This is a genomic window from Sphingomonas sp. Leaf339 (genome assembly GCF_001426195.1).
GTDB lineage: Bacteria > Pseudomonadota > Alphaproteobacteria > Sphingomonadales > Sphingomonadaceae > Sphingomonas.
Genome location: NZ_LMRS01000001.1, coordinates 1,051,614 through 1,076,455, shown reverse-complemented (window position 1 = coordinate 1,076,455; position 24,842 = coordinate 1,051,614). Strand labels below are relative to the sequence as shown.

22 protein-coding genes and 1 tRNA gene are annotated in these 24,842 nt (G+C 65.5%); 5 read left to right on the top strand and 18 right to left on the bottom strand.

Going from position 1 to position 24,842, the window contains the following annotated elements; genetic code table 11:
* Positions 1-73 precede the first annotated feature (73 nt).
* Positions 74-619: a MarR family winged helix-turn-helix transcriptional regulator gene (locus tag ASG67_RS05120; RefSeq protein ID WP_414887414.1), complete on the top strand. Its 546-nt coding sequence runs from the start codon at positions 74-76 to the stop codon at positions 617-619.
* Here ASG67_RS05120 and ASG67_RS05115 read toward each other — a convergent pair.
* Positions 616-1,638 carry a lytic transglycosylase domain-containing protein gene (locus tag ASG67_RS05115; RefSeq protein WP_056526034.1) on the bottom strand — a complete coding sequence of 341 codons (1,023 nt, stop codon included), beginning with the start codon at positions 1,636-1,638 and terminating at the stop codon, positions 616-618. The two genes, ASG67_RS05120 and ASG67_RS05115, sit on opposite strands and share 4 nt — an antisense overlap.
* A 92-nt stretch (positions 1,639-1,730) precedes the next feature.
* Between ASG67_RS05115 and ASG67_RS05110 the strand changes: the two genes are divergently transcribed.
* Positions 1,731-1,820 (top strand) — tRNA-Ser (locus tag ASG67_RS05110).
* A gap of 122 nt (positions 1,821-1,942) precedes the next feature.
* Here the strand turns inward: ASG67_RS05110 and rpmE are convergent.
* The 15 genes from rpmE to ASG67_RS05035 form a co-directional block, all read right to left on the bottom strand.
* On the bottom strand, positions 1,943-2,173 hold the full coding sequence (gene rpmE, locus ASG67_RS05105) for a 50S ribosomal protein L31 (protein ID WP_056526031.1): 231 nt from the start codon (positions 2,171-2,173) through the stop codon (positions 1,943-1,945).
* Between the two features lie 93 nt (positions 2,174-2,266).
* Positions 2,267-2,752: a 3-hydroxyacyl-ACP dehydratase FabZ gene (gene fabZ / locus ASG67_RS05100; protein WP_082543288.1), complete on the bottom strand. Its 486-nt coding sequence runs from the start codon at positions 2,750-2,752 to the stop codon at positions 2,267-2,269.
* Between the two features lie 9 nt (positions 2,753-2,761).
* The gene (locus ASG67_RS05095) at positions 2,762-3,418 is read right to left on the bottom strand and encodes an OmpH family outer membrane protein (RefSeq protein WP_056526028.1); all 657 of its coding nucleotides are present in this window, start codon (positions 3,416-3,418) and stop codon (positions 2,762-2,764) included.
* Positions 3,418-6,174 (bottom strand): outer membrane protein assembly factor BamA, encoded by a 2,757-nt coding sequence (bamA, locus tag ASG67_RS05090; RefSeq protein ID WP_082543326.1) that lies wholly within the window; start codon positions 6,172-6,174, stop codon positions 3,418-3,420. The genes ASG67_RS05095 and bamA overlap by 1 nt, the downstream gene beginning before the upstream one ends.
* 121 nt (positions 6,175-6,295) lie before the next feature.
* Positions 6,296-7,429, bottom strand: a complete 1,134-nt coding sequence (gene rseP / locus ASG67_RS05085) for an RIP metalloprotease RseP (RefSeq protein ID WP_056526025.1) — start codon at positions 7,427-7,429, stop codon at positions 6,296-6,298.
* Entirely contained in the window at positions 7,426-8,583 is a 1,158-nt protein-coding gene (locus tag ASG67_RS05080; protein WP_056526022.1) for a 1-deoxy-D-xylulose-5-phosphate reductoisomerase, read from the bottom strand. The genes rseP and ASG67_RS05080 overlap by 4 nt, the downstream gene beginning before the upstream one ends.
* A gap of 9 nt (positions 8,584-8,592) precedes the next feature.
* Complete coding sequence (locus ASG67_RS05075; RefSeq protein WP_056526578.1) at positions 8,593-9,393, bottom strand: phosphatidate cytidylyltransferase; 801 nt, start codon at positions 9,391-9,393, stop codon at positions 8,593-8,595.
* Between the two features lie 29 nt (positions 9,394-9,422).
* On the bottom strand, positions 9,423-10,139 hold the full coding sequence (uppS, locus tag ASG67_RS05070; RefSeq protein WP_082543287.1) for a polyprenyl diphosphate synthase: 717 nt from the start codon (positions 10,137-10,139) through the stop codon (positions 9,423-9,425).
* Between the two features lie 116 nt (positions 10,140-10,255).
* Positions 10,256-10,813 carry a ribosome recycling factor gene (gene frr / locus ASG67_RS05065; protein WP_056526021.1) on the bottom strand — a complete coding sequence of 186 codons (558 nt, stop codon included), beginning with the start codon at positions 10,811-10,813 and terminating at the stop codon, positions 10,256-10,258.
* Positions 10,800-11,540 (bottom strand): UMP kinase, encoded by a 741-nt coding sequence (pyrH, locus tag ASG67_RS05060; protein ID WP_056526018.1) that lies wholly within the window; start codon positions 11,538-11,540, stop codon positions 10,800-10,802. Before pyrH ends, frr begins: the two co-directional genes overlap by 14 nt.
* Positions 11,541-12,150: 610 nt before the next feature.
* Positions 12,151-13,089, bottom strand: a complete 939-nt coding sequence (gene tsf / locus ASG67_RS05055; RefSeq protein WP_056526015.1) for a translation elongation factor Ts — start codon at positions 13,087-13,089, stop codon at positions 12,151-12,153.
* Between the two features lie 86 nt (positions 13,090-13,175).
* On the bottom strand, positions 13,176-14,015 hold the full coding sequence (gene rpsB / locus ASG67_RS05050; RefSeq protein WP_056526011.1) for a 30S ribosomal protein S2: 840 nt from the start codon (positions 14,013-14,015) through the stop codon (positions 13,176-13,178).
* Between the two features lie 505 nt (positions 14,016-14,520).
* A complete protein-coding gene (locus tag ASG67_RS05045; protein ID WP_056526008.1) occupies positions 14,521-15,360 on the bottom strand; it encodes a CDP-alcohol phosphatidyltransferase family protein in 840 nt (279 codons plus the stop codon).
* 23 nt (positions 15,361-15,383) lie between these two features.
* On the bottom strand, positions 15,384-16,106 hold the full coding sequence (locus ASG67_RS05040; RefSeq protein ID WP_056526005.1) for a phosphatidylserine decarboxylase: 723 nt from the start codon (positions 16,104-16,106) through the stop codon (positions 15,384-15,386).
* Positions 16,107-16,218: 112 nt separating this feature from the next.
* A complete protein-coding gene (locus ASG67_RS05035) occupies positions 16,219-17,235 on the bottom strand; it encodes an SGNH/GDSL hydrolase family protein (protein WP_056526002.1) in 1,017 nt (338 codons plus the stop codon).
* Between the two features lie 168 nt (positions 17,236-17,403).
* Here ASG67_RS05035 and ASG67_RS05030 point away from each other — a divergent pair, with 168 nt between their 5' ends.
* The 3 genes from ASG67_RS05030 to ASG67_RS05020 all read left to right on the top strand — a co-directional run bounded on the left by ASG67_RS05030 (position 17,404) and on the right by ASG67_RS05020 (position 21,317).
* Positions 17,404-18,624 carry an NADP-dependent isocitrate dehydrogenase gene (locus ASG67_RS05030; RefSeq protein ID WP_056525999.1) on the top strand — a complete coding sequence of 407 codons (1,221 nt, stop codon included), beginning with the start codon at positions 17,404-17,406 and terminating at the stop codon, positions 18,622-18,624.
* A 178-nt stretch (positions 18,625-18,802) separates the two neighbouring features.
* Positions 18,803-19,468: a PEPxxWA-CTERM sorting domain-containing protein gene (locus tag ASG67_RS05025; protein WP_235535046.1), complete on the top strand. Its 666-nt coding sequence runs from the start codon at positions 18,803-18,805 to the stop codon at positions 19,466-19,468.
* Between the two features lie 70 nt (positions 19,469-19,538).
* On the top strand, positions 19,539-21,317 hold the full coding sequence (locus ASG67_RS05020; protein WP_056525993.1) for a cation:proton antiporter: 1,779 nt from the start codon (positions 19,539-19,541) through the stop codon (positions 21,315-21,317).
* A gap of 6 nt (positions 21,318-21,323) precedes the next feature.
* Here the strand turns inward: ASG67_RS05020 and ASG67_RS05015 are convergent, their stop codons facing one another.
* Positions 21,324-22,016, bottom strand: a complete 693-nt coding sequence (locus ASG67_RS05015) for a hypothetical protein (protein ID WP_056525990.1) — start codon at positions 22,014-22,016, stop codon at positions 21,324-21,326.
* Between the two features lie 86 nt (positions 22,017-22,102).
* A complete protein-coding gene (alaS, locus tag ASG67_RS05010) occupies positions 22,103-24,751 on the bottom strand; it encodes an alanine--tRNA ligase (RefSeq protein ID WP_056525987.1) in 2,649 nt (882 codons plus the stop codon).
* Between the last annotated feature and the right edge of the window lie 91 nt (positions 24,752-24,842).

Below are 24,842 nucleotides of genomic sequence, written 5' to 3'. Positions count from 1 at the left end.
GGACGCTCGACACCGTCGGGCGCCTGTGGACGGCCCTGCCCCCTCAGCCGACAGGGATCGCAAGGAACATCACGTGACTGCCACTATCGTACCGCCGGCTGAACTGTTTCTGCGTGAGGCGGCAATCCGGGGCGGCATGGATTTGATGTTCTTCGCGCACAGCCGCCATCTCCGCCGCGCCGACGACGAACTGGCGCGACTGGGCCTGGGTCGCGCGCATCACCGAGTGTTGTACTTCGTCGCGCGCAAGCCCGACATGACGGTCGGCGAATTGCTGACGATCCTGGCGATTGCCAAGCAGTCACTGGCTCGCGTCGCGCGGGAGTTAACCGATAAGGGCTTGCTGACACAGCGCCCGGGCGTCCGCGATCGGCGGCAACGGCTGCTCGCGCTGACGCCGGCGGGTGAGGCGCTGGAACGAGACCTCTTCACCTTGCTGCGGAGCAATATGGCCGATGCCTATGCCGCATCGGGCGGAACCGCCGTTACCGGCTTCTGGACGGTGATGCAGAACCTGATGGGCGAAGAAGCGCGCCAATTGTTCAGCGCGCTCCATCGCAACGATCCTTTGCCCGCGACAGGTACGCGAGCCAGCGCGCGCGCGGAGGCCGCCGCCTAACGCTCGACGGCGTCCGCCAGCAGACCGACCGACAGCGCATAGAAATTCGAGCAGTTGTAGTCGAGGATGACGCGGTAGTTGCCGGTCAAGAGGTATGCGGTCGCGCCCTCGCCGTCCGGTTCGATCAACGTCGCCTGCACGTCGTCCGCTGGCCACGCACGTCCCTGCGGCACCATGCCCAGCGCGCGCCATTCGGCCATCGACCGCCAGCCACTATGCCGCTGGAACACGCGCGGGCAACGGGGGCTGGCGAGCGTGTTGCTGGCCAGCGTGCGATTATACCCACCCGGCACGCTGACCGCGAAGCCCCATGGCTGGCCAGATCGCCAGCCCGCGTCCGTGAAGTAATTGGCGATCGAGGCAAGCGTATCGGGCTGACTGTTCCAGATATCGGCACGTCCATCGCCATCACCATCTCGCGCCAGGCGTAGATAGATCGAGGGCAGGAACTGCGGATTGCCCGTCGCGCCGGCCCAGCTGCCCTTCAACTGCGAACGTGGCGTGCCACGGTCGATCATCTTCAAGCCCGCGATCAATTCACCCTCGAACAGCGGCCGACGACGGCCATCGAAGGCTAGGCTGGCAAGCGAACGGACGAGATCGAAATTGCCAGTGTAAGCACCATAATTTGTCTCATGCCCCCAGATCGCGACCATGATCGATTCGGGGACGCCCGTCTCACGCTCGATCGCGGACAGGCGCGATCGCTGCGCCTGATAGACCGAACGGCCCCGGTCGATCCGTGCGGCGTCGACGTGGTCGGCGCGATAGGGTGCAAACGGCGAGAAGCTGGTGCTGAGCACATTGCCGGGCTGACCGCGATCCAGCTCGACCACGCGGGGATTGAGCGTCAGGTCGGCGAACTCGCGGTCGATCGTCGCCGCCGCGACGCCCTCGGCGATGGCGCGGGTGCGGACACCGGCCAGATAGGACTGGAAGGGATCGTCCTGCGCCGCGACGGGCGCGGCGACGGCAACGATGGCGAGGGCGGCGATACGCGCCGATTGGATGGCCCACATGCCTCCGCTTGTCGCGGTGCGGGGCCGTTACGGCAACCCCCGATCATCGTCGGGCTTGCACGGGCCGGCGCGGACGCTATCGGGGAGATACCGGAGAGATGGCCGAGTGGTTTAAGGCAGCGGTCTTGAAAACCGCCGTAGGTTAACGCCTACCGTGGGTTCGAATCCCACTCTCTCCGCCATTCCTGTCGGTTGGAATGATCGACCGGATCGATCCGTACCCATCTTCTTCCTACCGTCGCGCACATGAAAAAGGCCGGCCCGCTTTTCAGCGGACCGGCCCTCTTCGTCACGGCAGGGTCGGTTACTTGCGGAGCGAGAGACCGCCGCCGAAGCGCTTGTTGAAGCGGGCGACCTGGCCACCGGTGTCGAGCATCGTGCCGCGACCGCCGGTCCAGGCCGGATGCGCGAGCGGATCGATGTCGAGCGTCATCAGGTCGCCTTCCTTGCCCCAGGTCGACCGGGTTTCGAAGACGGTGCCGTCCGTCATCTGCACGCGGATCATGTGATAGTCGGGATGCGTATCGGTCTTCATGGGGCAGCTCCTGCAAGTGGCTGGTTCCGACCAGCCGAAGGACAAGGCGGGGCGCTTAGCGGCACCGCCGGGATAAGTCAAAGTTCGCTGTCTTCACGCAGATGGCGGATCGGCGATCATCGCGGTAAAGTTAGCTTCCGCAACGACTTGGCCGTCGACCTTCGCAACGCCTGCGAACTTGCAGACGCTGGACCGCTTTTGCACGAACGTCGCCTCCAGACGGAGCAGGACGCCGGGTTCGACCGGCTTCCTGAACTTCGCCCCGTCGATCGCCATGAAATAAACGAGCTTGCCCGAACCGGCGAGGCCGAGGCTTTCGACCGCGAGGATACCCGCCGCCTGCGCCAGCGCCTCGACGATCAACACGCCGGGCATGATCGGGCGACCGGGGAAATGCCCCTGGAAGAACTGTTCGTTCATCGTCACCGCCTTGATGGCGGCGATCCGCTTGTCGATTACCAGCTCCTCGACACGATCGACGAGGAGCAGGGGATAACGATGCGGGAGGGCCGCCATGACCCGTCCGATATCGAACGGGCCAAGGACGGTTTCCGGTGCAACGGCGACGGTATCAGTCACCGGTTGCGCTCAGCGGCCGCTGGACTGGGCCGGCCGGGCGGCCGGCGTCGCGGCGGCGGGAGCGGCACCGGCAGGTGCTGCACCCTGCTGCTGCTGACCGGGCTGCCAGTTGGCGGGCGGCGTGATGCCGACGGTCGGGACCAGACGATCCAGCTCGGTCGTGATCGCGGCGGTCACATCGGCGGTGGGGTTGGCGAACAGCGCGGCGTCCGGGCGGAGCAGCAGGCTGACGTTACGCGCGCGGACGACGGCCTGAACGGCCTCTGGCAGGCGGCCCGAGATCTGCTCGATCGCATAGGCCTGCGCGCGCTGGGCCGGGGCGGTCAGGCGGGTGAGTTCGGCCTGGGCGGCCTGCTCACGAGTCTGAATAGCCTGTGCCTGCGTCTGCAGCGCGGCCTGATTGGCATTCGGCGCCGCGCGGGCGGTGTTGAACGCGGTCACGAGCGGCTGAAGCTCACGCTGCACGGCTTCGCGACGGGTGTTCGCCTGATCGAGCTGCGGCTTGTACTGTGTCTCGATCTGGCCACGGGCAGCGGCCCATGCCTTGGAATTGCCGACCGCACCCTCTGGGTTGGCGACGGCGATGCCGCCGACCTGGGCCGAGGCGGTGGTGGCGATGGCCGGCGCGACGAGTGCGGCGGCGAGAAGAAGCGTCTTGAAGGTCATCAGAACTGGGTTCCTACGTTGAAAGTGATGAGTTTGTCGTCGTCGCCCTTTTGCTTGATCAGCGCGCGGGCGAGATCGATGCGCAGAGGGCCGAACGGTGAATTCCAATTGACGCCGATGCCAACGGTGACACGCGGCCGCGCCGAATTGCCGAGGAAGTTCTCGACGAAGGGCTGGCTGGTCTGGGCGACATTGGCCGAGGTGCCGGCACAGGTGCCGCCGGCCGTGGCGGAATAGCCGATCGCGCAGGTCGTCGTCAGCCCTGCGTTCGTCGTATCGGTCGCATTGACCGTGTAGAGCGCCAACGTCTGATTGTTCACGATCGTCGTCAGCGGCGCGCCAGCGAGGGTCGGCGACCCATCGGGATTTGTCCGCAGAACGCCATTGGCGTCCCGAAGCTGCGTGAAGGTCGTCGTCGCCAGCGGACGCGTCAGACTGAACAAGCTGCCTGCCTGCGCATAGATTGACGGCCGAAGCCCGAGCTCCCGCGCGCCGGAGCCGAGCGGAATTTCGAGTTCGATGCGACCCAGATAATAGGCTTTGCCGCCCAATGGATCGTCGACGATCTGATTGCGATCGGTGACCAGCGACTGGACCCCGGTGACCGGATCGGTGACGAGCGGCGTCCGCTGGATACGCGGGCCGACGCCACGGATATCGAAGCCGCGGAAGTTCGGTTCGCCCAGATAGAAGCGATCGATGATCCGGACCTTGTCGATCCCCGGCCCACGGCTCTTTTCGAGCGACCTGATGTACCCGCCCTCACCCAAAAACGAGAGGACGAAGCCGCTGCCAAGGCCCTTGTACTTCGCCGCTTCGAACCGGGTTCGGATATACTTCACGTCACCGCCGAGACCGGCGAAATCCTGGCTGAACGAAAAGCGGGTACCGGCGGTTGGGCGCAGGCCGCTGTTGAGGCTGTTGTAGATCAGCGAGTAGCCGACCGACGAGGTCCAGCGATTTCCGAGCTGTTCGCAAAGATAGCGCCCGACAGTCGCCGCGCTGCACTCGCCGTTGACGAGCAGGCTGCTGTCCAGCCCGACTTCATCATAGGACAGGCCGTAGCGACCCGACAGCGACCAATATTCGGTCAGCGGCACGCCCGAGCGGATCTGGAATCCGGTGGACACCTGGTTGTACAGCTGATTGCGATCGCCGTTGGTGGTGAAGTTGAACTGGTTGAAATCGCGGCGGAACAGATCGACGCCGACCGCGATGTTCTTGTCGAACAGATACGGTTCGGTGAAGCCCAGTTCGACCGACTTCTGATAGCTGGAATAGTTGACGCCGGCGCGCAGTTCCTGACCCTTGCCGCGGAAATTGCGCTGAGTGATGTTCGCCTGCACGATGAAGCGTTCGAGCGACGAATAGCCGGCCGACAACTGAAGTTCACCGGTCGATTTTTCCTCGACAGGTGCTTCCAGCAGGATGCGGTCCGGGGCGCTGCCGGGGCTGCGCTTGATCTCGAACTTGTCCTGGAAGAAGCCGAGCGAGTTGATGCGATCCTGCGACCGCTTGATCTGGAAATCGTTGAACGCGTCACCTTCGGCCAGCCGCATCTCGCGGCGGACGACCTTGTCCTGCGTCTGCGTATTGCCGTTGATGTCGATGCGCTCGACATAGGTGCGCTGCGCCTGCGCGATGTGGAAATTGATCCCCATCGTGAGCGTATCGCGATCGCGCTGGAATTCCGGATCGACGTTGGTGAAGGCGTAGCCGAACAGGCCGGCGGTCTGCGACAGGCTGTCGACCGAATCCTCGACCAGCTTCGCATTGTACCAATCGCCCTTTTTCGGGGCGAGCGACGCGGCGAGGCGGGTGTTGTCAAAATCGCGGATCTCACTGTCGACGGTGACGTCGCCGAATTTGTAGCGTGGCCCTTCCTCAACGACATAGGTGATGATGAAGTCACGCTTATCGGGGGTGAGTTCCGCCACCGCGCTGGTCACGCGGAAATCGGCGTACCCCTGCGTCAGGTAGAACTGGCGCAGTTTCTGCTGGTCGTAGTTCAGGCGATCCTGATCGTAGCTGGTGTTCGACGACAGGACACGAAACCAACGCGACTGCTTGGTCGCCATTTCGCCGCGCAACGCATCGGCCGAGAATTTCTCGTTGCCGATGATATTGATCTGGCGGACCTTCGACTTCGATCCTTCCGCGATCTCAAAGACGATATCGACGCGGTTCTGGTCGAGGCTGACCATCTTGGGATCGACGACGGCGGCGAACCGGCCCTGGCGGCGATACAGCTCGACGATGCGGCCGACATCGGCACGCACGGCGGTGCGGGTGAAGATCTGGCGGGGGGCGAGCTTCAGTTCCTTCTGGATCTTGTCGCTCTTGATCGCCTTGTTGCCCTCCAGGATCACCCGGTTGATGATCGGGTTCTCGCGGATGCGTAGCACGATGTCGCCGCTTTCCACGCCGGAGATCGAATAGTCGGCGAACAACTCCGACGCCTGAAGATCGACCAGCGCCTGATCGAGCGTCGCGGTGGTGTACGGAATGCCGATACGCAACTTTGTATAGGACAGGACCGTTTCAGGTTCGATGCGCTGCGACCCTTCGACCCGAAGCGAGCGAATCGTGCCGGCGGTGACGGGTGCAGTCGTAGCCTGTCCTGCGGCCGTAGGCGTCGCGGTGCTTGGCGCGGCGACGGTTGCCGGACGCGTTGTGGCGGGCGTGGGGCGCACAGGTGCTGCCTGCGCAGCGGGTGCCGGGGCGGTCTGCGCCATCACCGGGACGCCTGCGAGCATCGTGCTCGCCAGCAACGTCACGCCGATCGCCGCGACCTTTTGACCATCATTCTTCACGTACGACCCACCCACGGAAAACAAGATACACGACCCCTGCGGCGTTCGCCCTGCCCCAGACTGTTCAACCGATCAAGCCGGCGAGATTGCGCCAGAGACCGAACTGACCGAGATCGTTGAGCGTCACGAAGAGCATCAGGGCCAAAAGCGCGGCGAGGCCGCCGCGAAACGCCCATTCCTGCACACGCTGATCGACCGGGCGCCGCCGCACCGCCTCGATCGCGTAGAAGAACAGGTGGCCACCATCGAGCATCGGCACTGGCAGCAGATTGATGAACCCCAGATTGATGGACACCAGTGCGACGAGGCCGATGAACGCCGGCCAGCCCAGCGACATCTGTTCGCCCGACACCTTCGCGATGCGCAGTGGCCCGCCCAGTTCGTCGACCGAGCGGCGGCCGGTGATGATCTGGCCGATCGCATCGAGCGAGCCGCGCACGATCGAGAAGACCTGGATCGTGCCCTCGACAGGCGCGCGCCACAGCGAGACGGGGCGATATTCGATCGGCGGGCTGCCGATGCCGACGCGGCCGATCTTGTATTCGTTGCCGAAGCGATCGCGCTGTTCCAGCGTGCCGATGGTCAGCGTGGTCGACAGGGGTCGGCCGGCGCGTTCGACATCGATGCGGATCGTCTCGCCCGGCCGCATCATCGCATATTGGGCGATGTCGGCGAAGCTTTCCATCGACCGACCACCGAGCGAGATCAGACGATCGCCGGGGCGCAGACCGGCCTTGGCGGCGGGGCTGGTCGCGACGATCGCGCCGACGACGGGCGGTGCGTAACGGGTGCCGTAGAAATGCGCGAAGCCGGCGAGGATGATGATCGCAACGACGAAATTGACGACCGGGCCGGCGGCGACGACGATCGCGCGCTGCCAGACGGGCTTTGCCTGAAACGTCCGCTCGCGTTCGGCGGCGGGCAGCGCCAGCCATTCGGCGGTTGGCTGGCTGGCCGGGTTCATGTCGCCGGCGAAGCGGACATACCCGCCCAGCGGCAACCAGCCGAGTTTCCAGCGGGTGCCGCGCTTGTCGGTATAGCCGGCGATCTCGCGGCCGAAGCCGATCGAGAATGCGTCGGCGCCGATGCCGAACCAGCGGCCGGCGAGGTAATGGCCCATCTCGTGCACGAACACGAGCGGACCGATGACCGCGATGAAGGCCAGGATGGTGAGGAGAAAGCCGGGATTGTCGATCAAGCTACGCGATCCTCTACGCGCTCGCCCGCCAATATCCGCGCCTCGGCATCGACGGCAATGACCGCGTCGAGTGTTTCTGGCGCGGGCGGGTCGTAGCGTTCCAGCGTATGTTCCACGATTGCGGCAATTTCGAGGAAGCCGATGCGCCGCGCCAGAAAAGCAGCGACGGCGATCTCGTTGGCAGCGTTCAGGATTGCCGGGCGCGCGCCGCCGGCCGCGAGCGCTTTGCGGGCGAGGCGCAGGGCGGGGAAGCGGACGGGATCGGGTGCCGCGAAATCGAGGCGGCCGAGCGCGATCAGGTCGAGCGGCGCCATCGGTGTGGCCATGCGGTGCGGCCAAGCCAGGCAATGCGCGATCGGCACGCGCATGTCCGACGGGCCGAGCTGGGCGAGCATCGAGCCATCGACATAATCGACCGCGCTGTGGATGACGGACTGCGGGTGGATGACGATCTCGATCCGGTCGGGGTCGACCGGGAACAGGCGAGCGGCCTCGATCAGTTCGAGGCCCTTGTTCATCATCGTCGCCGAATCGACCGATATCTTGGCGCCCATCGACCAGTTGGGGTGGGCGACCGCTTGTTCACGGGTGACGCCCGCCATGTCGGCCAGCGACCAGTCGCGAAACGGGCCGCCGCTGCATGTCAGGATGATGCGACGGACCGCGCGGGCTTGATCGGGGGCGAAGCACTGGAAGATCGCGTTGTGTTCGCTGTCGGCGGGGAGCAGCGTGGCGCCCGATGCGGCAGCCGCAGCAAGAATGACCTCGCCGGCGGACACCAGCGGTTCCTTGTTGGCGAGGACGACGGTGCTGCCCTGCCCGACCGCGGCCATGACCGGTTCGAGGCCGGCACAGCCCACGATCGCGCCCATCGTCCAATCGGCGCCGGAGCGCGCGGCATCGATGATCGCGGCACGCCCGCCGGCTACCTGAGTATCGGTGCCAGCGAGCGCGGCGCGGAGATCGGGCAAGCAGGCTTCGTCGGCGACGACCGCCAGTTCGGCATGCGTGCGGCGGGCGGCGGCGGCGAGCTTTGCGACGTCGCAATTGGCGGTAAGTGCGCGGACGCGGAACTTGTCCGGCTCACGCTCGATCAGGTCGAGAGTCGAGGTGCCGACCGAGCCGGTGGCGCCAAGGATGGTGACGGTTCTCACAGGCCTGCCTTATCCCAACAGTTGCGGCAGGACCACGAGCAGCGCAGCGACGGGGGCGACCGGGACGATGCCGTCAAGCCGGTCGAGGACGCCGCCATGGCCGGGCAGCACATTGCCGCTGTCCTTCACCCCGGCGCGACGCTTCAGCGCGCTCTCGTAAAGGTCACCGCCCTGCGCCAGCACCGCAAGGAACGGCGTCGCGATGACTAGGCGGAACGGCAGGCCCAAGCCGACATGCAGGACAAAGGCGAAGATCGTGGCGAGCACGACGCCGCCGATCAGGCCGGACCAGGTCTTGGCGGGACTGATCCGCGGCGCCAGCTTTGGTCCGCCCAGCGAACGGCCGGTGAAGAACGCGCCGATATCGGTCGCCCAGACGAGCGCCAGCGCCCAGAGCGTCAGGACGAGGCCATCGGGCTGTTGCCGGATCAGCAGCAGCGCGAACACCGGCAGGCCGACATAGGCGGCGCCCAACGCGAGGCCGGCATTGCGATACACGATGGCGATGAAGAAGAACGCCGCCCCGAGCAGGCCGAGGACGAAGAAATGCGGACCCGCCGCGATCGGCGCCATGATCGCAAGCGGCACGGAGAGCGCGAACTGCGCCATCCGCTTCGTCTTCGCGTCGGCGCCGTGCAGATCGGCCCATTCGGCCATCATGAACAGCGCCGCGACCACCGCGAGCAGCCAGAACAGCAGGTCGCCCGCCACCAGCGCGACCAGCGCGACGGCGATCATGACGACGCTGGCGATCATCCGCAGGCGAAGATTCGACGGCGTCCTGAGCTTGGCGTCCGGCGTGTCGGGCATCGTCTCAGGCAACGGGACGGGCGTTTCGGTCACAGGCCTCCGTAGCGACGCTGGCGCTGGCCGAAGGCGGCGACCGCGTCGGCCAGCGCGTCGGCACCGAAATCTGGCCAGAGCGTGTCGACGAACAGCAGTTCGGCATAGGCCGCCTGCCACAACAGGAAGTTCGACAGGCGCTGTTCGCCCGACGTGCGGATGACGAGGTCGAGCGGGGGCAGACCGACGGTGTCGAGTTCGGCCTCGATCGCCGCCTCGTCGATCTGGTCGGCGGGCAGGCGCGCGGCGAGGCGGCGGGCGGCGGCGGCGAGTTCGGCCTGCGCGCCGTAATTGAGCGCGATGGCCAGCAACGGCCCGCTGTTGCCGGCGGTGCGCGCGACCGCGTCCTCGATCAGCGCGATCAGATCGGGCGAGAAGGCGCGGTAATCGCCGATGATCCGCAACCGGACATTCTCGCGCGCCAGTTCGGCGAGGTCGGAGCGGATGAAGAGGCGCAGCAGCCCCATCAGGTCGCTGACTTCCTCGGCGGGGCGGCGCCAGTTCTCCGAGGAGAAGGCATAGAGCGTCAGTGCCTCGATCCCCATCGCACGGGCGGCGCGGGTCACGCGGCGAACCGCCTCGACCCCCGCCTTGTGACCGGCGAGGCGCGGGAGATGACGCTGGCGCGCCCAGCGGCCGTTGCCATCCATGATGATGGCGACGTGGCGGGGGATGGCAGGCGTGTCGGTGGCGAGGATGGGCGCGGTACTCACTTATTCCCTCGCGCTGGCAGGAAGGCGCAAGACATGAACACCCGCCCTTGAGGACAGGCCCTCTCCAGACCCTTCCTGCGAGTGAGAGGAGGAATAGGAGAACTGCACCCGGCCCGTCACTTGCCCAGGATTTCCTTTTCCTTCGACGACGAGGCGGCGTCGATGTCGGCGATGGTCTTGTCGGTGACCTTTTGCAGCTCGGTTTCGTGGCGCTTGCGCTCGTCCTCGCCGAAGACGTTTTTCTTCTCGTCGGTCTTCAGGCTGTCCATGCCGTCGCGGCGCACGTTGCGGGCGGCGATCCGGGCCTTTTCCGCGTATTGGCTGGCGAGCTTGGCAAGCTCCTTGCGGCGCTCTTCGGTCAGGTCGGGGATCGGCAGACGCAGCGTCTGGCCATCGTTGATCGGGTTCAGGCCGAGCCCGGCCGACCGGATCGCCTTTTCCACCGAACTGACGTTCGTCTTGTCCCACACCTGTACGGTCAGCATCCGTGGCTCGGGCGCCGAGACGGTCGCGACCTGGGTCAGCGGCATATGGCTGCCATAGACTTCGACATTGACGGGATCGAGCAGCGTCGTGGAGGCGCGACCGGTGCGAAGACCGCTGAGATCGTGCTTCAGTGCGTCGATTGCGCCGGTCATGCGGCGCTGGATATCGGCCTTGTCATAGGCGGGCATCGATATTCTCCTGATTCTGGACGATCGTGGAAATGCCTTCACCGGCGAGGACGGCGGCGAAATTGCCGTGTTCGCGGATGTTGAAGACGACGATCGGGATATTGTTGTCACGGCACAGCGCGATGGCGGAGGCGTCCATGACCTTCAGGTCATCGGACAGAACCCGCGAATAGCTGACGGTTTCATAGCGCGTCGCGGTCGGCACCTTTTTCGGGTCGGCATCATAGACGCCGTCGACCGAGGTGCCCTTGAACAGCGCATCGCACTTCATCTCGGCGGCGCGCAGCGCAGCGCCGGAATCGGTGGTGAAGAAAGGCGAGCCGACACCGGCGGCGAAGATCACGACGCGACCCTTTTCCAGATGACGCTCGGCGCGGCGGCGGATGAAGGGTTCGCACACAGAGGACATCGGGATCGCCGACTGGACGCGGGTATCGACGCCGATCTGCTCGAGCGCATTCTGCACGGCCAGCGCGTTCATGACGGTGGCGAGCATACCCATGTAATCGGCGGTCGCGCGCTCGATGCCCTTGGCGGCGGCGGACAGGCCACGGAAAATGTTGCCGCCACCGACGACGATGCACAGTTCATACCCCTGCGCGCGGACACCGGCGATCTCACCGGCGACGCGGGCGGTGACATCCGGATCGATGGCAAGACCATTCTCACCCATCAGGACTTCGCCCGACAGTTTCAGCAAAATACGTTTGAAGCGGGGTTCGGTCATGCGTCTCGATGTGTTGGGGGAAGCGGCGCGGACCTTAGGCGGGGCGGGTGCGCGGGGCAACCGTGTGTGGCGGGGTTGGATTTAATCCGGGGCCGGTTGCGTGGACCGTCGGCTCCCAGGCGTGAATCGGTACGGATCGTTGCTCCGTGGCCGAGAGGAGATATTCACGCGAAGGCGCGAAGGCACGGAGAGTTGCGCGGGACGCCGAGTATCCTCTTTCCACGGTTAGCCGGAGGTTCGTGAAGGAAGACGTTTGTGGCGCGACATCTCCGGGGCTCCGCGTTTTCGCGAGAACCATCTTTCTTCGCGGTTTTGACCCGACTGTCGCGCGCTTCCCCACTGAACATCGATCGTGAGAGCTGTGCCCGACTTCGATCGGCTTCCCGCGCCGTCATTGCGAGCGGAGCGAAGCAACCCAGTGTTCCGCGCGCTGCGCTGGGTTGCTTCGCTCCGCTCGCAATGACGATATCGTTTACGATCGACCTGTGACGATCGATCCGCGGCAAGAGCAGACGCACGAAGGGGCTCACCACCTGCGTTGCCGCCCTTGGTGAGCCCCCTCCATCAGCGTTTGGCTGATCCCCTCCCCGCAAGCGGAGAGGGCAGTGCGTTATGCGGCGGCCTGGGGCACGCCCGACACGGCCGCGACTTCGGCGGCGAAGTCGGAGGCTTCCTTTTCGATGCCCTCGCCCAACTGGAAGCGGACATAGTCCTTCAGCACGATGGTGGTGCCGGCGTCCTTGCCCGCCTTGGCCACGACGTCACTGATCTTGGTCTTGCCGTCCATGACGAACAGCTGGCTGACCAGTGCGTGTTCCTTGCGATACTTGGCGATGCCACCTTCGACCATCTTGGCGATGATGTCGGCAGGCTTGCCCGATTCGGCGGCCTTTTCAGTCGCGATCGCACGCTCGCGCTCGATCTCGGCCTCGTCGAGGTCGGCTTCGTTCAGCGCCTTCGGGAAGGCGGCGGCGATGTGCATCGCGAGCTGCTTGCCGAGGGTCTGCAGCACCTCGTCCGAGGCATCCGATTCTAGCGCGACGAGCACGCCAATCTTGCCGAGGCCGGGGGCTGCGGCATTGTGGATGTAGGGCACGACCGCGCCCTTGCTGACTTCCAGCGTCTTCGAGCGGCGCAGCGACTGATTCTCACCGATCGTCGCGACGTTGTTGGTCAGCACTTCCTCGACGGTCTTGCCCGACGGCATGGCCTCGCCCTTCAGCGCGTCGACATCGCCACCGGTCGCGAGTGCGATCTGCGTGACTTCGCGGACAAACTGCTGGAACTGGTCGTTCTTGGCGACGAAATCGGTTTCGGAGTTAACCTCGACCGCGGCACCCTTGGTGCCGGCAACGGCGACGCCGACCAGACCTTCGGCCGCGGTACGGCTGGACTTCTTGGCGGCGGCGGCGAGACCCTTGGTACGGAGCCAATCCATGGCGGCATCCATGTCGCCGCCGGTCTCGTTCAGCGCCTTCTTGCAATCCATCATGCCTGCGCCGCTCTTCTCGCGCAGATCCTTGACCATCGCTGCCGTGATGTCGGCCATAGTCCTAATCCTTCTGTTCAGAATGTGGTTGCGGGCGAGGCGAGGCGTATCCGCCCTGCCCCGCCCGCATGACGAACCGGTGACGGTTACGCGTCGATTTGGCGCTCTGTCTCGGCGCCCGCACCCTCGACCGTGGCGGTCGCGGCGTCTTCCGGCTCGGCAGCCGGCGTCTCGACGGTCAGCGTCTCTTCGGCGGCCGGCTCAGCCATGGCGCCCATGTCGGCACCGGTGCGACGCTGCTGCTCCTGGCCACCGCGCGTCGCGGCGATCGCGATCGCCTCGCAGTACAGGCGGATGGCGCGGGCGGCGTCATCGTTGGCGGGTACCGGGAAGGCGATGCCGTCCGGCGACACGTTCGAATCGAGGATCGCGACGACGGGAATGCCGAGCGTGTTGGCTTCCTTGATCGCCAGCTCTTCCTTGTTCGCGTCGATCACGAACATGACGTCGGGTACCCCGCCCATGTCGCGGATGCCGCCCAGCGACAGTTCCAGCTTGTCCTTTTCACGGGTCAGCTGCAGCACTTCCTTCTTGGTCAGGCCGTGCGTGTCGCCCGACAGCTGCTCTTCCAGCGTCTTCATGCGCTTGATCGAGTTGCTGATCGTCTTCCAGTTGGTGAGCATGCCGCCCAGCCAGCGGTGGTTGACGAAATGCTGACCCGACTTGCGCGCCGCGTCCGCGATCGGCTCCTGCGCCTGGCGCTTGGTGCCGACGAACAGGACCTTGCCGCCACCGGCGACCGACGACGACACGAATTCGAGCGCGCGCGCGAACAGCGGCACGGTCTGCGACAGGTCGAGGATGTGGACGCCGTTACGATCACCGAAGATGTAGGGCTTCATCTTCGGGTTCCAGCGGTGGGTCTGGTGGCCGAAGTGCGCGCCGGTTTCGATAAGCTGCTGCATCGAGACGACAGGTGCCGCCATAAGAGTATTCCTTCCGGTTATGCCTCTGGGAAGCGGATGACGCGTGGCCTGAAAGGACCTGCGCACCGGTGTATGATGCTTCCCATGCGGAGTTGAGGCGCGGCCCTTAACCGATGCGATCCGATTTGGCAACCGTTCCACGCCGCTTGACAGGTAGAACATGATAGGAACATAAAGGGTTCAACAGCGGTACGAATCAGATCTCGGTTAATCCCGGTTACCAATACGCCAGAATGTCCCGCGTTTACCGAAGGATGCGGCGGAACCGGTTTTCGGAATCAGATGTTGATGCGCGTGGATGGACGACGTGCATGCTCAAGGGAGGCGAACATGGTGGCAGTGATGAGCATGATGGTTTTCGCGGGCGCATTGGCGGTATCGGTCGCCATCATCGCCGCCGCAGTTGGGCCCCAGTGGCAGCGTATCCTGCGTATTGCCGCCGGCCAGACCGACCGCGCATTCGCACCGCTTGAGCAATTGGCAAGGGCGGAACGCCACATCGCGGTCAGGCGATGGGCGTCGGCACCGGTTCCCGCCCCGATGCGGCGGTTCCGCGAAGTCGCTTGACCTTCGCATAGCTGGCGATGCTGAACGGGATCGTCAGAAGGTAAAGTGCCGAGATGACGCTGATGGTCTGCCATGGCATCGTTACCAATGCGGCGCCCAGCATGACAACACCCGCCAGCGCCTCGAAGCGAATGCTGCGACGCAGGCGTAGCGAGCCCCAAGTGAAGGTGGCGACGCTGGACACCATCAGCACCGCGACGAAGATCACCCAAGGCGCGACCAGATAGGGCGAAGCGAGGATTGGCTGGTCCATCCACAACCATGCAATCAGCGGCAACAGGGCCAGACCAGCTCCAGCCGGGGCTGGCACGCCGGTTAGGAAGCCAGCCGATTTATGCGGCTGGTCGGTTTCGTCAATCTTGGCATTGAAGCGCGCCAATCTAAGCGCGCAGAACACCGCCAGCACCAGTGCCGCCATCCAGCCGAACCGTGGCAACGCCGCGAGCGACCAGAGATACAGGATCAACGCCGGCGCGACGCCGAACGAGATCGCGTCGGATAGCGAATCCAGCTCCGCCCCGAACCGACTCTCGCCGCGGAGCATTCGCGCGATGCGGCCGTCGATGCCGTCGAGCACCCCGGCGACCATGATCATCGCCACCGCCCGCTCCCACTCGCCAGCGATGGCGAAGCGGACGCCGGACAAGCCTGAACACAGCGCCAGCGCGGTGACCGCGTTGGGCGCGACCGCGCGTAGCGGAAGGCCGCGCGGCGGCCGCGCAAAGCGGCGCGGCGATACGCCCGATGTCGAAGCGGCAGGTTCAGGGTCGCCCGGCATTCTAGGGGTCATCGGCTCACTCATTATTGGGCGATGCCGCTGACGGGCAGGCCACCGACGCGACCGACGATCGTCTCGCCAGCGACCGACCGTTGGCCGAGCGTCACCTGCGGGATGACATCGTCGGGCAGATAGACATCGACGCGGCTGCCGAAACGGATCAGGCCGATGCGCTGGCCGGTCGCGACCATGTCGCCAGGCTTCACGAAGCCGACGATGCGGCGCGCCACAAGGCCGGCGATCTGGGTGAAGCCGATGCGGCGGCCGTCGCGACCCTCGACGACGATGTGCTGACGCTCGTTCTCGTCCGATGCCTTGTCGAGATCGGCGTTCAGGAACTTGCCGGAGATATAGACGACCTGCCGGATAGTGCCGGCGATCGGCGTACGGTTGATGTGCACGTCGAACACCGACATGAAGATCGACACGCGGGTCAACGGCGCCTCGCCCAGCTCGCCCACCAGCTCGCGCGGGATGGCGACGCGCTGGATCATGGTGATGAGGCCGTCGGCGGGGGCGACGATCAGGCCGTCACCCTGCGGCGTGGTGCGGATCGGATCGCGGAAGAAGGCGGCGACCCAGATCGTCAGCCCTATCATCGGCCAGAACAGAACGTTCGAGATGACCGTCAGCAACAACGTGATGCCAACGGATATGGCGACGTATTTCCGTCCCTCTGGATGGACGGTGGGAAAGCGCCACTTCACCGTCGTCGTGGTGATCGGTGGCTTATCGAGTGAGTTCATGCGGCCCGCATCTATCGGCCCGGACGGCGTGTGACAATCTTGCATCGCCCCGGACGGCCGATCCCCTGCCCCGACCGCCGCCGGGGGAACGACCGGCGGCGGGGTGACGGGATCAGGCGGCGAGGGCAACGACGGTCCGGCGGCGGCGATAACGAAGCGCGCCGGCGGTGAGCGCGAAACCGGTCAGCAGCATCGTCCAGGTCGCGGGTTCAGGCACGGCGGCGATACCGAGCTGGCTGACGATGCCGCTGGCGATCGCGGCGTGCAGCTGCGTCGTCGGGTGGATCGTGTCGAAATAGACATAGCCGTTGCAGGCCGGTGCCGCCGTCGTGCGCAGACAGGCGGTCGTCGTGTTGAGCGGCGCGGTCAGGCCGAACGCGGTCGGGTCGGCGTAAATGGCCTGTTGCGCCGCGAACAGATCGTAGAAGGTAGCATTGACGCCAGGCGTGGCGTCGAACCCGCCGATCACCTGTTTGAAGATGTTGTTGAGCCCGAACGACAGCGACGTGCCGGCCGCCGACAGTCCCGCCGATCCGAAATCGGTCACTGCGGGGATCTGGCCGATATCGGGCAACCCTGTCACCACGAAGTTGCGCGCGCCGGCTGCATAGAGCGATGAGAGGCCAGCGTTGAATGCGGAGACGGCGGGGGTGAGATTGGGTGTATAACCGGCGATCGTCCCTAGCTTGGCCAATTCATCGCGCACGTCGTTGCCGCCGAACGTCAGCAACACCAGCGAATTGCTGTCGAACATCTTGCCAGACAGGCCGAATGTCGTGACCTGATCGGCAAAGCTCGGGCTGGCGTCACCGGCAACCTCCGCCGACTTCGCGCCGCCGACCGAGAAGTTCAGCCCGCCATAGGCATTGGCGACGGTCGGCCCCTTCCCCATCGCGATCGACAGATAATCAGCGAAATTATAGCCGTTGGAAAAGCGCCCCTGATAATAGCCCGCGGCCGCCGGCGCGGGATCGGCGCCGCCACTTGCCGCACGGCCCGCCTGCGCGTTGCCGGCGTCGACCAGACTGTCGCCGAAGACGAACAGGTTGCTGTAGGTCTGCGCCGAGACCGGGGTCGCCAGCGACAGGGCCGCTCCGGCAAAGGTCAGCATGGCATATCGTGCGTTCATCGCGTTCCTGCTCCTGTTTCGCACCGGTTCTATCCGGCTGTTAACCATGGTGTAGCACCGCCGTCGGTCGGCGCGAGTCGAAATCGGCGTGCGGCCATGGTTGCCAGCCGCGGACACGCATCCTAGACGCCCCTGCAACCCCATCCCCCCTTCGAAGGACCGGAAAGCATGGCCAAGATCAAGGTGAAGACGCCCATCGTGGAAATCGATGGCGACGAGATGACCCGGATCATCTGGGAATGGATCCGCGAGCGGCTCATCAAGCCGTATCTCGATATCGAGCTCGATTATTACGACCTAAGCGTCGAGAACCGCGACGCAACCAGCGATCAGGTGACCATCGATAGCGCCCACGCCACGCAGAAATACGGCGTCGCGGTGAAGTGCGCGACGATCACCCCCGACGAGCAGCGCGTCGAGGAATTCGGCCTGAAGAAGATGTGGAAGTCGCCCAACGGCACGATCCGCAACATCCTGGGCGGTGTGATCTTTCGCGAGCCGATCGTCATCAAGAACGTCCCTCGCCTGATCCCCGGCTGGACGCACCCGATCGTCGTCGGCCGCCACGCGTTTGGCGACCAGTACAAGGCGACCGACTTCCTGGTCCCCGGCCCCGGCAAGCTGATGATGAAGTGGGAGGGCACCGACGGCCAGGTACTGGAATATGAGGTGTTCGACTTCCCCGAGGCGGGCGTCGCCATGGGCATGTACAACCTCGACCAGTCGATCCGCGACTTCGCGCGCGCCAGCATGAACTATTCGCTGGGGCGCGGCTGGCCGCTGTATCTCAGCACCAAGAACACGATCCTGAAGGCCTATGACGGCCGCTTCAAGGACCTGTTCGCCGAGATCTTCGACGCGGAGTTCAAGGAAAAGTTCGCCGCCGCCGGTATCGTGTACGAGCATCGCCTGATCGACGACATGGTCGCCAGCGCGCTGAAGTGGAACGGCGAATTCGTGTGGGCGTGCAAGAATTACGACGGCGACGTACAGTCGGATCAGGTCGCGCAGGGCTTCGGCTCGCTGGGCCTGATGACGTCGGTGCTGATGACCCCGGACGGCAAGACGATCGAGGCGGAGGCCGCGCACGGCACCGTCACGCGCCATTATCGCCAGCACCAGCAGGGCAAGGCGACGTCGACCAACCCGATCGCGTCGATCTTCGCGTGGACCGGCGGCCTGAAGTATCGCGGCAAGTTCGACGATACGGCCGACGTCACGAAGTTCGCCGAGACGCTGGAGCGCGTCTGCATCCAGACGGTGGAAAACGGCCACATGACGAAGGATCTCGCGATTCTGATCGGGCCTGAGCAGCCTTGGATGACGACCGAGCAGTTCTTCGAGCAGGTTCGCCTCAACCTCGAAACCGCGATGAACGACGGTCAGTAAGTCTCTATCGTCGAATAATTTTGGGGGCGGCACGCGATGGCATGCCGCCCCCTTTTTGTTGTCTATCGGAGATCGAGCGGGCGTTGAACCGTCGCGCGTTAACTAAAACGTGATTGACCGATCAAGATCGCGCGGGCAACGCGCGCCGACAGCAAAAAATGCTGAACGGGAGATTAACGTGGCAACATATGTGAAGGCTGCTTTGGGCGCCATGGTGATGCTGACTGGGCTTCCCGCATCGGCCGATGCGGCAGGCTTCATTCGCTATGACGTCGCCACGCTCGGGCAGCGGTACACTGTCACGCAGGATTATGGTGCGACGCTGCCGCGGACGTCGCTGGAATATGTCAGCTACATCTTCTCGGTCGTCGTGCCGGTCGACAGCAGCGGGCCGTGGTCGCTGACGGGTTCGAGCTATGCCTCGGCGATCACTAAGCATTTCATCGCTGGCGCGACGACCGTCACGGCGGGGTCCGATGCGATCTCGTTTGTGGAAACCAGCGCCCCCAATCTGCTCTACAGCAGCAGCTATAACTGGGGCGAGATCAGCGGATCGACGTGCGTCAACGCGGGCAACCAGTTCGTGACGTCAGGCTTCCAGGGCAATTGCGGCTCGGTGCGGTACACCAATGCGTGGCGTTCGGGTTCGATCGATTTCACCGGCGGCATCGTCGATGTTCGCGCCTCTGTCGGCACGACGGCGAGCGCCGACGGTTACGGCATCGTGTCGGTCCGACAGGTGCCGCTGGTACCGGAACCGGCAACCTGGGCGCTGATGACGCTGGGCTTCGGCCTGACCGGCTACGCACTGCGCCGTCGCAAGGCTCGCATCGCCTTTGCCTGAAGTTCACCTTTGGGCGGTGTCCGGCGAACATGGCTGACAAGCCGGACGCCGCGCCGCTAAGGTCGCGGGCATGGCGATCGGGCTCGACAATGCAGGTTTCAGCGACGCGCTGGTGATATTGGGTGCGGCGGGGCTGGTAATCCCCGCATTCGCCCGCTTCCGGATCAGCCCGGTCATCGGCTTCATCCTGGTCGGGTTCCTGGTCGGGCCGGCGGGACTGGGGTCGCTGAGCGCGCAGTTTCCGTGGCTGTATTACGTCACGATCTCCGACCCGCATTCGATCGAGCCGTTCGCCGAATTCGGCATCGTCCTGCTCCTGTTCTCTATCGGGTTGGAACTGTCGTTCAAGCGGTTATGGGGCATGCGACGGTTGGTGTTCGGCACCGGCGCGGCGGAATTGCTGGGATCGGCGGCGCTGATCGCAATCGCACTGCATATCATCGGGCAGGAATGGGCCGGCGCGGCGGGATTGGGCCTGGCGCTCGCCCTGTCGTCCACGGCTCTAGTGCTGCCGCTGGTCGGTACGACGAGCGCGGTCGGGCGCGGCGCGTTCGGGATGCTGTTGTTCGAGGATCTGGCGCTGGTGCCGATCATCTTCGCGCTGGGCGCTATGGCGCCGACCGCGAGCGCCGATGGCTGGGCGGGGCTGGCCGGCGTGGCGCTACGCGGCGGCCTGACGGTGGTGGCGCTGTATGTCGGCGGACGGCTGGTGCTGCCGCGCCTGTTCGCGCAGGCGGCGCGGACGAAGAGCCCGGAGCTTTTTCTGGCCGCGTCGCTCCTGGTCGTGATCGTCGCTTCGGTCGCAACCACCGCCGCGGGACTATCGCCGATCGTCGGCGCGCTGCTGGCCGGCTTGCTGATCGCCGAGACCGAATATCATTCCGAGGTCGAGGTGATGACCGCGCCGTTCAAGGGGCTGGCGCTGGGCGTGTTCCTGATCACCGTCGGGATGAGCCTGGACCTGCGGTCGATCGTCGCGAACTGGGGATCGCTGCTGACGGCGGTGGTCGGCGTGGTGGTGGTGAAGACGGTCGTCACCTATCTGCTGCTGCGCGTCACGCAGGCGCGGCCGGCGATCGCGGCGGAGACGGGGTTGCTGATGGGCAGCCCGTCGGAGACGACGCTGATCGTGCTGGCGACGGCGGCGCAGGCGCAGTTGATCCTGCCGACCACCGCGGCGTTCTGGCAGACGGTGACGGCGCTGGGCATGACGATCACGCCGCTGCTGGCGCAGGCGGGGCGGCAGGTGTCGAAGCGGATCGAGGCGCGGACGATCGAACCGATGCCGGTGATCGATCCGGGCGAAACGCCGGGGACGGTACTGATCGGATTCGGCCGGGTGGGCCGGATGGTGGCGGACATGCTGCGCCATCACGATCAGCCCTATCTGGCGATCGAGGCGGATATCGATGTCGTCGCGGAGGCACGGGCCTCCGGTTACCCGGTGCTGTTCGGCGATATTGCGCGGACGGAGTTGGCGGACCGGCTGAACCTGATGTCGGCGCGGGCGCTGATCCTGACGATGGACGATCCGGTGCTGACGGTGCGGCTGGCGCGGCGGATGCGGTCGCTGGCGCCCGACCTGCCGATCATTGCCCGTGCCCGCGATGCCCGCCACGCCGCCGAACTCTATCGCGCCGGGGTGACCGATGCGGTGCCGGAGACGCTGGAAAGCTCGCTGCAATTATCGGAAGCGGTGCTGGTCGATCTGGGCGTGGCGATGGGGCCGGTGATCGCCTCGATCCACGAAAAGCGTGACGAACTGCGTCAGTTGATCCGCCGGGAAGCATCGCTGGACCGCGAGCCGCGGATCAGGCGGGTGAGGCGCAAAGACGAATTGCCGACCTGAGCCGTCTTAGTTCTGCTCGTCGTACCAACCGAACGGCAAAAGCCGATTGGCGAGCGCGCGGGCAGTCTTGCCGTCACCCTGGCGCAGTGGCGTGAGCACGGCGTTGGCCGCCTTTTGTTCGATACGATCGAGAACCGTCGGCGTCGGGGCGGCCACGGCGGTTTCCAACAGGCTGCGCCCTTTCGGATCGGCGGGATCGGCCTGGATACGGAGCAGACCGGCCAGCCCGGCGAACATCGCCCGGTTGCCGCCCAGCGCCACGCCGCGATCCAGCGATTCGAGACCTACGCCCTTCTGCGCGCCCGCCCCCGCGCGGCCCATGATCCGGCCGACCTTGGCGATAACGCCCAGATGCCACGCACCGAGCCCCACCAACGCCTCCGCATTGCGGGGGAAGCGCGCGACGACTGTTTCCATCTGCTTGCGCGCGGCGATAGCCTCACCGCGGTTACCGGTCAGCTTGGCGCGATAGGCCAGCGCGACGGCGGCGAGCACCGCCGCGTCCTGATCGTCGGGCAGGCGCTGTGCCGTGGCCAGCGCGGTGGCGCGGGCGCGATCGACGCGGGCGAGCGCGGCCGGCTGGCTGCGATCCTGAAACGCCGCCTGCGTCAGCAGATCACGCGCCGTCTGGGCAGCTACGGGGGCGGGCAGCGTCGCGATCGCCATTGCGGGAAGCACCGACCACGCCATCACCCGCATCACTCGCCCTCATCCTGTTGATTAGAGGCGATCTTAAGCATGATGGCGATGGCTTGACCATCCCGCCAATGATCCGACGCGCGCGATCAACCCGCCAGCGCCGTGCGGATCGCGGCCAGCGCGTCGGCCGCCTTGTCACCGTCGGGACCGCCGCCCTGCGCCATGTCGGGCCGGCCGCCGCCGCCTTGCCCGCCCAGCGCCGCCACCGCCTTGCGGAGCAGATCGACGGCGTTGTGGCTGGCGACGAGATCGGCGGTGATGCCGACCGCGACCGAGGCACGACCCTCATTGACCGCGACGATCGCGGCGATGCCAGAGCCGAGCCGTTGCTTGGCCTCGTCCACCACGCCGCGCAGGCCCTTGGCATCGAAGCCATCGAGCACCTGCCCGATGAACGCCACGCCGGCGATATCCTCGGGACCGGCGGGCGCGCCGCCTTGGCCTCCACCACCCATCGCCAATGCCTTCTTGGCGTCGGCGAGCTCGCGTTCCAGCCGGCGTCGGTCGTCGAGCAAACCCGCGACGCGGGCGGGCACCTCGTCCGGGGTGGAGCGCAGCGTCGCCGCCGCCTCGCGCAGTTTCTCGTCGCGGGCGTTCAGCCAGATGCGGGCAGCCTCACCGGTCAGCGCCTCGACGCGGCGGATGCCGGAAGAGACCGCGCCTTCGCCGACGACCTTGAACAGGCCGATATCGCCCAGCGCGCGGACATGGGTGCCGCCACACAGTTCGATCGAATAGATTCCCTCTGCGTCCTCACCCATCGAGACGACGCGGACCTCGTCGCCATATTTCTCACCGAACAGCGCCATCGCGCCCTCGGCGATCGCGTCGTCGGGGGTCATCAGGCGGGTGGTGACGGCGCCGTTGCCGCGCACCTGTTCGTTCACCCGCGCCTCCACCTCGGCCAGATCGGCGGCAGTAACCGCAACGGGCTGCGAGAAGTCGAAGCGCAGGCGCTCGGGCGCGACCAGCGAGCCCTTTTGCGCGACATGCGTGCCGAGCCGCTGGCGCAGCGCCTCGTGCAGCAGATGGGTCGCGGAGTGGTTGGCGCGGATCGCGGCGCGGCGCTGAACGTCGATCGCCAGCTTCACCGGATCGCCGACCTTGATCTCACCGGCCTTGACCAGCGCGTGGTGGACGAAGATGCGGCCGAGTTGCTTGGAGGTATCGGTGACGATGGCGCGCAGGCCAGCGTCGCTGGCGATGGTGCCGTGATCGCCGACCTGACCGCCGCTTTCGCCATAAAAGGGCGTCTGGTTGACGACGATCGCGACGGTATCACCGGCGGTGGCGTGATCGACGCGGACCCCGTCGCGGATCAGCGCAACGACCTCCGCCTCGCCCGTGTCGGCGGCATAGCCGGTGAATTCGGTCGAGCCGGACTGTTCGGCGATATCGAACCACAGATCGTCCGACGCCTTGGCGCCGGAACCCTTCCACGCTGCGCGGGCGGCGCGCTTCTGTTCGGCCATCGCGGTGTCGAAACCGGCGCGGTCGACCGCCAGCCCCTGCGCGCGGAGGGCATCCTCGGTCAGGTCATAGGGGAAGCCATAGGTGTCGTAGAGCTTGAACGCGGTTTCGCCGGCCAACGTGCCGCCCTCACCCAGCCCCGCCGTCGCCTCGTCGAGCAGCTTCAGGCCGCGATCGAGCGTCTGCCGGAAACGGGTTTCCTCCTGCCGCAGCGTCGCCTCGATCAGCGGCTGCGCGCGGACGAGTTCGGGATAGGCAGCGCCCATTTCGGCCACCAGCGCCGGCACCAGCCGGTGCATCAACGGCTCCTTCGCACCCAGCAGATGCGCGTGGCGCATCGCGCGGCGCATGATGCGGCGGAGCACGTAACCACGCCCCTCATTGGCGGGCAGCACGCCGTCCGCGACCAGGAAGCCAGCCGAGCGGAGGTGATCGGCGATGACGCGGTGCGAGGCCTTCTGCTCGCCCTCCGCGACGGTGTGGGTCAGCGCGGTGGAGGCGGCGATCAGCGCCTTGAACGTGTCGGTATCGTAATTGTCGGTGACGCCCTGCAGGACGGCGGCGATCCGTTCCAACCCCATGCCGGTGTCGATCGACGGCTTGGGCAGATTGCCGACGATCTCGTTGGCCTCCTGCTCATATTGCATGAACACCAGGTTCCAGATCTCGACGAAGCGATCGCCGTCCTCGTCCGGGCTGCCCGGCGGGCCGCCGAAGATATGCTCGCCGTGATCGTAGAAGATCTCCGAACACGGACCGCACGGACCATTCTCGCCCATTACCCAGAAATTGTCCTTGGTGGGGATGCGGATGATGCGATGTTCGGGCAGGCCGGCGATCTTCCTCCATAGATCGAACGCCTCGTCGTCGGTGTGATAGACGGTGGCGGTCAGCCGGTCGGCGGGGATGCCCCATTCCTTGGTCAGCAAGGTCCAGGCATGGGTGATCGCCTGTTCCTTGAAATAATCGCCGAACGAAAAATTGCCGAGCATTTCGAAGAACGTATGATGCCGCGCGGTATAGCCGACATTGTCGAGGTCGTTGTGCTTGCCGCCGGCGCGGACGCATTTCTGACTGGACATCGCGGTGCTGTACGGCCGCGATTCAAGACCGGTGAACACGTTCTTGAACGGCACCATGCCCGCGTTCACGAACATCAGCGTCGGATCGTTCTGCGGCACGAGCGGCGCGGAGGAGACCGGCTGGTGCCCGTGACGCGCGAAATAGTCGAGGAAGCCGCGGCGGATGTCGTTGGTCGAGATCATGCGCGCGGGCTTAGGCGAGCGCCACGCCGCACTCAAGCAGGACTAAATGGCGTCCCATAGCGAAACAGATGGCGGCGCGATGAACGATTGA